This window comes from Anaeromyxobacter soli (assembly GCF_022808855.1).
GTDB classification, from domain to species: domain Bacteria; phylum Myxococcota; class Myxococcia; order Myxococcales; family Anaeromyxobacteraceae; genus Anaeromyxobacter; species Anaeromyxobacter soli.
In genome coordinates this window covers 1-9125 of sequence record NZ_JAKZLF010000066.1, presented here as the reverse complement: position 1 = coordinate 9125, position 9125 = coordinate 1, and the positions used below count along the sequence as shown (strand labels likewise).

The window sequence follows — 9125 nt, the reverse complement described above, 5'->3', positions numbered from 1 at the left end:
TCTCGACGAACTCCAGCTTCTGGCTCATGGCTCGCTGAACTTTCCAGGGCACGCCACAGTCGAGCAGCCACGACTGTCAGCGATGTCCTGACTCAAAAAGCGTCAGCGATGTCTTGGTACCGCACCCGTGGAGCGGTCACGTGGGGACGCGAAGGCAGGAGGCGTGCCGCCACGGGAGCCGAGGCCCGAAGCTCCTTTACGTACACGGTCGAACGAGGCGAGGTTCGCGGTTCGGCCCTCAGGACCGCGGTTCAGTTCTCTCGGTCCGGCAGGTGGGCGTGCTGGTTCGGCCCTCAGGACCGCGGTTCAGTTCTCTCGGTCCGGCAGGTGCTCCGATGTGGGACGCGAGCGCCGTCTGGCCGGAACCTTTAGGCAGTACGCCGAGATGGCCGGCCTGCGGCTTGACGCCACCCCGTCCAGTTGAAGATCATGCCGCGCCGCTCGTCCAGTGTGCTCGAGCGCCAGGTTGTGCGTGGCGGCGCCCGCTCACGTTCGCAGCCTCTGTTACTTCTGCCCCGAATGTCTGGACGCCGATGACGACGCGACTCTTGCCCGTGCTCTGGGCGCTGCTCCTCCTCCTGCCGGCCGCCCGCGCCGTGGCCGACACGGAGGAAGAGCTCACCGTGCTCAGCTACCACGAGGTCGCCGAGCCCGGCCAGGCGCTGGTGCCGCAGTACGCCGTCACGCCCACGGACTTCGTGAGGCAGATGGATTGGCTGCGGAACCACGGGTACCACTTCGTGAGCGTGGCCGACGTGCTGGCCGGCCGCGAAGGCAAGAAGCCGCTCCCGGACAAGGCGGTGCTCATCACCTTCGACGACGGCTATCAGTCCGTCTACGACCACGCCTGGCCCGTCCTCAAGATGTTCCACATCCCCGCCGTCATCAACGTCGTGGGGAGCTGGCTCGAGGAGAAGGGCACGGTGGACTTCGACGGGAAGCGGCTCCCCCGCGAGCAGCTGCTCTCCTGGCGCGAGCTGCGGGAGCTGTCCCAGAGCGGGCTCGTCGAGATCGGCAGCCACAGCTTCGACCTGCACCGCGGCATCCTCGGCAACCCGCAGGGCAACATGCAGCCGGCGACCACGACCCGACGCTACCTGCCGGAGGCGAAGCGTTACGAGGACGAGACCTCCTACCGCAAGCGCGTGCAGGCGGATCTCGAGCGCAACGACGCGCTCATCCGCCGCAACACCGGCAAGGCGCCCCGCGTGATCGCGTGGCCCTACGGCCGGTACAACAAGACGACGCGGGAGGTCGCGGAGCGGCTCGGCATGCGCATCGGCCTCACGCTGGACGACGGCGCCAACATGCACGACACGCCGCTCTGGGCGCTGCGCCGCATCCTGGTCGAGGGGGGGATGAAGCTGTGGGATCTGGAGCGCGAGATCACCATCCGCAACCAGAACCTCTCCGACAACGACCGCCCGCAGAAGATCATGCACGTGGATCTGGACTACGTGTACGACGCGGATCCCGCGCAGCAGGAGCGGAACCTCGACCGCCTGATCGACCGCATCGCCCGGATGGGCGTGAACGCGGTCTACCTGCAGGCCTTCTCCGATCCCGATGGGAACGGCTCGGCGGACGCCGTCTACTTCCCGAGCCGCAACATGCCCATGCGGGCGGATCTGTTCAACCGCGTGGCCTGGCAGATCCGCACCCGCACGCAGGTGAGGCGGCTGTATGCGTGGATGCCGGCGCTCTCCTGGGAGCTCCCGGCGAGCAACCCGGCCGCCCGCGACAGGGTCGTGACGCTGCCCGGGGAGAAGACCGGGCGCGTCGACATGGGGTACCTCCGGCTCTCGCCGTTCTCGGCGCGCGCGCGGCAGGCGATCCGGGAGATCTACGAGGACCTCGCGCGCGCGGCGCCCTTCGAGGGCCTGCTCTTCCACGACGACATCACGCTGTCCGACTACGAGGACGCGAGCCCCTTCGGCCTCAAGACGTACCAGGCGTGGGGGCTGCCCGCGTCGGTGCCGGAGATTCGCAAGAGCGACGACCTCATCGGCCGCTGGACCATCCTCAAGGTCAACGCGCTCGACGACTTCGCGATGGAGCTCGCCGACGTCGTGCGGGAGCAGCAGCCCACGCTGAAGGTCGCGAGGAACCTCTACGCGCGGGTGGTGCTGAACCCGAAGGCCGAGGTCTGGTACTCGCAGTCGCTCGACAACTCGCTCGCGCGCTACGACTTCACGGCCATCATGGCCATGCCGCTCATGGAGCGGGCGGCAGACCCGGGGACGTTCTTCCACGACCTCGTGAACGCGGTGAACGACCGCCCGGGGGCGATGAAGAAGGTCGTCTTCGAGCTCCAGTCCGTGGACTGGCGCGAGGACAACCGTCCGATCGACAGCAAGGAGCTCGCCGACCAGATCCGCAGCCTGTACGGCATGGGAGTGCAGCACGTCGGCTACTACCCCGACGGCCTCTTCAGCAATTCGCCAGCCACCGGCGTGATGAAGACGGTGCTGGACGGCAAGCCGAATGCCCCCGCGACGCGCTGAGAGGAGGGCCCGGTGACGGCTCACCCCGAGACGCTGTGGCACGGGCTCCTCGCCTTCGTCTTCTATTACCCGCTCTTGATGTCGTTCCTGTGGATGACCGGGGCGGCGCTGTTCTACTGGCGCTTCGAGCGGGCCGACACGGCGCGGGAACGGCCCCCCTCGACCCCGGGCGCTCCGCCGGTGAGCATCCTCGTCCCCTGCTACAACGAGGGCGAGAACGCGGAGGAGACGCTGAGCCACGCGCTCGCGCTCGACTACCCCGAGTTCGAGGTCATCGCCATCAACGACGGCAGCAAGGACGACACGGCCGAGGTGCTGGAGCGCATGGCGGCGCGGCACCCGCGCCTGCGCGTGGTGCACCTCGCGCAGAACCAGGGCAAGGCCATCGCCCTGCAGACGGGGAGCCTGCTCGCGAAGCACGAGATCCTGATCTGCATCGACGGCGACGCGCTGCTGGACAAGCAGGCCGCGCACTGGTTCGTCCGCCACTTCGTCGAGAGCGACTGGGTCGGCGCGGTGACCGGGAACCCCCGCATCCGCAACCGCTCGACGCTGCTCGGGCGGCTGCAGGTCGGAGAGTTCTCCTCGATGGTCGGCATCATCAAGCGCGCGCAGCGCAGCTTCGGCCGGATCTTCACGGTGAGCGGGGTCATCACGGCCTTCCGCAAGTCGGCCGTGCACCAGGTCGGCTACTGGAGCGCCGACATGCTCACGGAGGACATCGACATCACCTGGAAGCTCCAGCGCGCGGGCTGGGACGTTCGCTTCGAGCCGAACGCCCTGACCTGGATCCTCATGCCCGAGACGCTGAAGGGCCTGTGGAAGCAGCGGCTGCGCTGGGCCATGGGCGGCGCCCAGGTGCTGCTGAAGAACCTCGACGTCCTGCGTCACCCGAGCCAGAGCTTCCTGTGGCCGCTGCTGGTGGAGATGTGCGTCAGTGTGTTCTGGTGCTACTCGATGCTGCTCTTGACGGTGCTGTGGCTCGAGGGGATCGTGCTTCCCGGGGGCGCGCTGCCGGTGATACGTTCGCCCCTGAGCCCGCAGGGAAGCGGCGTCATCCTGGGCACTACCTGCCTGTTGCAGTTCGCGTTCAGCAAGTGGCTGGACAGCCGCTACGACCGCGGGCTCGGGCGTAACCTGTTCTGGATGATCTGGTATCCCTTCGCGTTCTGGATCATCAACACCGCTTCGATCGTCGTCGCTTACCCGAAGGTCCTCTTTCGCAGCCAGGGCAAGCGGGCTCGCTGGATCAGCCCGGACCGTGGCATTCGCTGATGTCGGATTGAACAAATGAGCGGTTCACTCATCATCAATGCGCGGGACCGCCTGCGCTGGCATCAGCGGCTCTGCTCCGATGCGTCCACCGTGCTCATGTGGGGAGCCTGGCTGAAGCTGTGGTACCCGGTGATGCGCTCCTTCTCCTGGGTGGCGGACATCAACGTCCTCTCCCAGCTCACGCTGATGAAGCTGGCGTCCGTGGGCGCGACCGCCGATGTCCCGCGGTACGCCATCGCGCTCGTCGGGACCTCGGGGACGCTGCTCCTGTGGAACCGGCTGCCGGCGCTGAAGGTGCGCACGCCCAACGTGCGCTCCGTGAGCGACTACGCCCGCCACTTCGAGCTGTCCGAGGACGAGATCCTGGCCGGCCGCGGCACCGCCGTGTGCGTGGTGCACCACGACGAGGGCGGCCGCATCATCCGCGTGGAGCGGCGCCAGCCCGCCGAGGCCTTCCGGCGCCACGATCCCGAGCCGCTCCAGGTCGAGCGGGCGGCCTGATCCGCGGCCGAACCTCCTGCAGGAGTGTCCCTGGCGCGCGCCGGCCCACGGCCGCGTACGCGGCGTGAGGGTCGGGATTCCTGCGAGCGCGCCGGTGCGCGCCGAGCTCCCGGGTCAGCCCGTCAGCTCGCGGTCGAACTTGCCCCGGAGGAACTCGCGGACCTGGGCGGACGGGCGACGCCGATCGAGATCGACGTTGCCCTGACCGGAGGCCTGCGGCTCGCGCATGGGCGAGACGACCAGCTCGGGCGCGGCGTCCCGACGACGATCCGCCGACGGGAAGTTCCGGACCTGCTCGCGCGCGACGCGCCACGCCTGCTGCACGGTCCAGGAGAGCGAGCGATCGAGGCGGACCGCCTCTTTCATGATCTCGCGCAGCGTCTCGTCGGGGAAGTACAGCGACTGTTTCTGTTTTTCGGTTCCGGCCATCCCTGCATTCCCTCCGCGGTGCTGTTCGCATCGTACGCGTGTCGACACGTTCGGCAACTCCGCGGCGTGCTTGCTTGATCGTAATCGTGGCTGCCCCGTCCGATCGGGGGAGTCGAGCGCCCTGCGCCTCGCGGTGCAGGCCACGAGCGAACGTCGCGCGGGCGAGCTCAGCGCCCCAGTGACAGGGCCTCGACCGCCTCGGGCCGAAAGCGGAGCCCGATGCCTGGACGTTCGGGGATGCGGGCGAGGCCGTCCGCGATCTGCAACGGCTCCTCGAGGATCGCGTCGGCCCAGTCGACGTACTCCAGGTAGTGGCACGTCGGCGTCGCCGCCAGCAGGTGCGCGCTGAGCTCCGGCAGCAGGTGGGACGACATCTCGATCCGGTGCGCCGCGGCGATCCCCGCCGCCTGGATCCAGCCCGTCACGCCGCCGATGCGAGCCGCGTCCGGCATCACGTGGTCGCAGGCACCGGCGCCGAGCGCCTCGATCATCGACTCGGGACCGTTGAAGTTCTCTCCGAGCTGTACGGGCACGGAGAGCGCCCTCGCGATCGCCGCGTTGCCGGCATAGTCGTCGTGACGGGTCGGCTCCTCCAGCCAGGCGATGCCCTCCGACTCGAGCGCGCGTCCGCGGCGGATGGCCTCCGAGACGGAGAGGGCCTGGTTGTAATCGACCGGCAACGCGATCTCGTCGGGGAGCCGCCCGCGGACCGCGCGCGTGACGGCGAGGTCCTCCTCGAGGGTCGGATGGCCGAGCCGCAGCTTCACGCTCCGGAATCCGCCCGCGAGGAGCTTCTCGGCCTCGTCCGCAGCAGCGTCCGGCGACATGAGGCCCAGCCCGCTCGAGTTGTAGGCGGGGATGGGCCTCGGCCTCGCCCCGAGCAGCGTTGCGAGCGGCGCGCCCGCGGCGACGGCGAGCGCATCCCAGATCGCGGCGTCGAGCGCCGACAGGGCCATGCGGACCACGCTCGCCACGCCCACGAGCGCGAACCGCCGGGCGAGCTTGGAGGCGATCTCGAGCGGCGCCGCAGGATCTCCCTCGACGACCGACACGGCGTCGCGCAGCACCGCGTCGATCGCCCGCGGCACGCTCCGGCGATAGCAGAACAGGTACGTGCGCCCGGTGATCCCCTCGTCGGTCTCGAGCTCGACGAGCAGCAGCGGGGCGCGGGTCACGGTCGCCGCGCTGGTGCCGAGGGGATACGTCATCGGAACCTCGACCGCGAAGGTGGTCACCCCTCTGATCGTCAGCGGCGGCAGCTCGGGGACGCTCGGCGCGGGCATGAGCGACGCTCCTCCAACGCGCGTGCATGAGCAGGCGCTGGGGCACGATCAAACGCGCGTGCCGGGTCGCTTGGGGTCACCCGAACGCACGCTCGAGCTGGGCACGTCGCGGTCGGTGGTCGGCGTGGAGGATCCGCCGGTGCACGTGGAGTCGCGAGGCATCCGCCGGGGAGGGCGTAAGAGATGCGGCCCGGCGGAGGGGAGCCGCCGGACCGCTTGATCTGCCTCACCAGGGGGAACGTCGCGCACGCAGTCGGTCGCAGGCGGCTGTCGTACATCCTCAGGTTACTGCGGCCTCGTGACGCAAGACATCCCGTGGCTCCGGGAGCCCCAAATGTGCGGCGAACCCCGCGCGATCCGGTGACCTTCTGTCGAACGCTGCGTTCGCGCCGCTCTCATGTGCGGCGTCTTGCCGCGTGGCTTGCGGTGGTGCGCGTTTGGGGCGTGTGGGCGTAATGTCCCCGAAGCATGGGACCCCCCGCGCACCCTCACGAGGCGGCATTCCAGGCCGTGACCGCCGCGTTCGCCTCCCTCGGGCGCGTATGCCTCGCACTCGACGTCGAGTACCGGATGCGGCACATCTCCCCGCTGCTGGACGATCTGCTCGGAGCGGGCGCGGCCGAGCACTACCGCGGCCGCCCCATCGTCGAGCTGCTCGGGTGCGAGCTCTTCGGCGTGGACGGGCCGTTCCGCGCGGCGCTCGCGGCGAGCGAGCGCCGCGAGGGCTGGCGCGCGTGGCTCCCCGATGGCGCGGGTGGGCGCCGGCCGACGTCGGTCACCGTGGCGCCGCTGCGCAACCTGGGCGGCGCGTGCGATCGCGAGGCCGTGTACCTCATCGTCCTCCGCCCGGCGGATCCCGAGGTCGGCGAGCCCTGCGGCCCGGCGCGCTCCACGAGCCTCGTCGTGGGGTCGCCCGCGATGGAGCGGGTTCAACGCCTCGTGGAGAGCCTCGACCACTCCGACGTGTCCGTGCTCATCGGCGGGGAGAGCGGCGTGGGCAAGGGCGTCGTCGCCCAGGAGATCCACGCGCGCTCGCGCCGGCGCGAGCGGCCGTTCGTGGCGGTCAACTGCGCGGCGCTGCCCGACGCGCTCCTCGAGTCGGAGCTGTTCGGGCACGTGCGCGGCGCGTTCACGGGAGCGCTGAGGGACCGGACCGGGCGCTTCGAGCTGGCGGACGGCGGCACGCTGTTCCTCGACGAGGTCGGCGATCTGCCCCTGCACGTGCAGGCGAAGCTGCTGCGCGTGATCCAGGAGAGGTCGTTCGAGCGCGTCGGCGACAGCCGCACGATCACCGTGAACGTCCGGATCATCGCGGCGACGCACCGCGACCTGCGGCGCGAGGTCGAGGCGCGTCGCTTCCGTGAAGACCTGCTCTACCGGCTGCGCGTCTTCCCGATCGAGATCCCCTCGCTGCGCCAGCGCCGGGAGGACGTGGCGCCGCTCGCGCGTCACCTGCTCGCGCGCTCCGCGGCGCGCACCGGTCGAGAGCTGAGGCTGTCTCCCGAGGCGCTGCGCCAGCTCGAGGGATATCGCTGGCCGGGCAACGTCCGGGAGCTGGAGAACGCGCTCGAGTATGCGGCGACGGTCGCGACGGGGCAGACGATCCAGCCGGAGGACCTCCCATCGGAGGTGCTCGCCGTCGCGGAGCCTGCCCGGAGCGCGCACGACGCGACCGTCGAGCGGGAAGGGGTGCGCGGTTCGTCGAGGCGGCGGGATCCTCCCGCGCGCGAGGAGCTGCTCGCGGCGCTCCAGGAGAACCGCTGGCACATCGCCGACACCTCGCGGGCGCTCTCCGTCTCCCGCTCCACGCTGTGGCGGTGGATGCGCGAGCGCCGCGTCACGCGCGCGTCCTAGAACGGCGCGTCGCGACGGAATGTCGCGACATGCCTGGGATCCACGGGCCCGCGGCCTCTGATCGCTCGAAAGAACGCCATGCGTCGGGGTGGCGCACCCCTTGCTCATGTGACGGGGCAGGGCGACGCGACCGCGATGCGGCACGGGCGGAGCCGGGCGCTCACCGCGCTCGACTCCGCATCGAGGGGGGACGTGTGCGCGTTCGCCAGCGCCTGCGCTCGGTGCGCGGCGCGATCGATCACGAACGCAGTTGGGAGGATCACATGACCAGACGGACCCTCGCCGTCCTCGTCGTCTCCGCCGCCGCGCTGGCCTGCGGCGGCGCGACCGACGACGGACTCGGTGCAACGACACAGGCAGCGCAGAGCCCGGGCGGCGGCACGCCGACCTTCAAGATCCTGGCGAGCAACGATCTCGGGATGCACTGCGCGTGTCCCAGCTTCGGCACGTTCATGCTGCTGCCGCCCTACAACACGCTCCGGGCGCAGGTGTTCCAGACGGGCAGCCTCGACCCGGTGCTCCTCGTAGCGAGCAGCCAGTACAAGGTCACCTACGACGTCCTCGAGAACACCGACGCCGCGATGAAGGCGGACCCGTACTTCGCCAACTGGATCCAGAACTCCCCGAAGATCTTCCCCGGCTTCCAGCCGGTGCGGGCGGACGGCCGCATCCAGGGGCTCGGCGGCGCGACCTTCAGCGGCGACATGGACGTCAAGACGACGCCGGCGACGACCTACTTCGAGAAGGCCGGCATCCCGGCCTATCCAGTCGTGACGGGCACCGCCACGGACATCATGACGGATCCTCTGGGCGGCCCGAACCGGACGCCGTACCTCACCGGCCGCATCCGGGTCGTCGAGACGGCGACCGGCCAGGTGATGGCGAGCGACGACGTGACGGTGCCGGTGGCGTTCGGCGGCTGCTGCAACTGCCACCTGAAGCTCGCGGGAGCGTACGGGAAGCCGGCCACGCCCGCGGGCTCGTTCGAGACGATGGGCATGCTGCACGCGCGTGACGCCCGGATCGACTTCTCGAAGCTGGACCCGGATGGCGACGGCGTGGGCGGCCCCATCCGCTGCTCGGTGTGCCACTGGGATCCGGCCATGGGCGAGAGCCAGGCGCCGGGCTTCGCGGCGACGTATCCGAACTACCAGATCCTCCCGGGCGCGACGTTCACGAGCGCGGACGTGCGGACGTCGCAGTACTCGTTCTCGGACGTGCTGCACCGGTTCCACGCGCAGAGCTCCGCGGTGCTCACGTCGTACGACGCGAACATCGC

At 70.0% G+C, this 9125-nt stretch carries 7 protein-coding genes; 5 read left to right on the top strand and 2 right to left on the bottom strand.

Annotation, left to right across the window (positions count from 1 at the left end):
* The first annotated feature begins 533 nt into the window (after nucleotides 1–533).
* The 3 genes from pgaB to pgaD are packed head-to-tail and all read left to right on the top strand — an operon-like array spanning nucleotide 534 to nucleotide 4280.
* Nucleotides 534–2504 carry a poly-beta-1,6-N-acetyl-D-glucosamine N-deacetylase PgaB gene (pgaB, locus tag MLV88_RS23585; RefSeq protein WP_242335205.1) on the top strand — a complete coding sequence of 657 codons (1971 nt, stop codon included), beginning with the start codon at nucleotides 534–536 and terminating at the stop codon, nucleotides 2502–2504.
* A 12-nt stretch (nucleotides 2505–2516) separates the two neighbouring features.
* A complete protein-coding gene (gene pgaC, locus MLV88_RS23580; protein WP_242335208.1) occupies nucleotides 2517–3779 on the top strand; it encodes a poly-beta-1,6-N-acetyl-D-glucosamine synthase in 1263 nt (420 codons plus the stop codon).
* A 15-nt stretch (nucleotides 3780–3794) separates the two neighbouring features.
* The gene (pgaD, locus tag MLV88_RS23575) at nucleotides 3795–4280 is read left to right on the top strand and encodes a poly-beta-1,6-N-acetyl-D-glucosamine biosynthesis protein PgaD (protein WP_242335211.1); all 486 of its coding nucleotides are present in this window, start codon (nucleotides 3795–3797) and stop codon (nucleotides 4278–4280) included.
* A 114-nt stretch (nucleotides 4281–4394) separates the two neighbouring features.
* On the opposite strand, the gene MLV88_RS23570 is transcribed toward pgaD, so the two are convergent.
* Nucleotides 4395–4709, bottom strand: coding sequence for a TIGR04563 family protein (locus MLV88_RS23570; RefSeq protein WP_242335214.1), 315 nt, complete (start codon nucleotides 4707–4709; stop codon nucleotides 4395–4397).
* A gap of 167 nt (nucleotides 4710–4876) precedes the next feature.
* Nucleotides 4877–5992 carry an enolase C-terminal domain-like protein gene (locus MLV88_RS23565; RefSeq protein ID WP_242354935.1) on the bottom strand — a complete coding sequence of 372 codons (1116 nt, stop codon included), beginning with the start codon at nucleotides 5990–5992 and terminating at the stop codon, nucleotides 4877–4879.
* Nucleotides 5993–6460: 468 nt separating this feature from the next.
* On the opposite strand from MLV88_RS23565, the gene MLV88_RS23560 reads away from it, so the two are divergent.
* Nucleotides 6461–7846 carry a sigma-54 interaction domain-containing protein gene (locus tag MLV88_RS23560; protein WP_242335220.1) on the top strand — a complete coding sequence of 462 codons (1386 nt, stop codon included), beginning with the start codon at nucleotides 6461–6463 and terminating at the stop codon, nucleotides 7844–7846.
* 263 nt (nucleotides 7847–8109) lie between these two features.
* Nucleotides 8110–9125, top strand: a 1016-nt coding sequence (locus MLV88_RS23555) for a hypothetical protein (RefSeq protein ID WP_243338786.1), incomplete at its 3' end; no start/stop codon positions are given.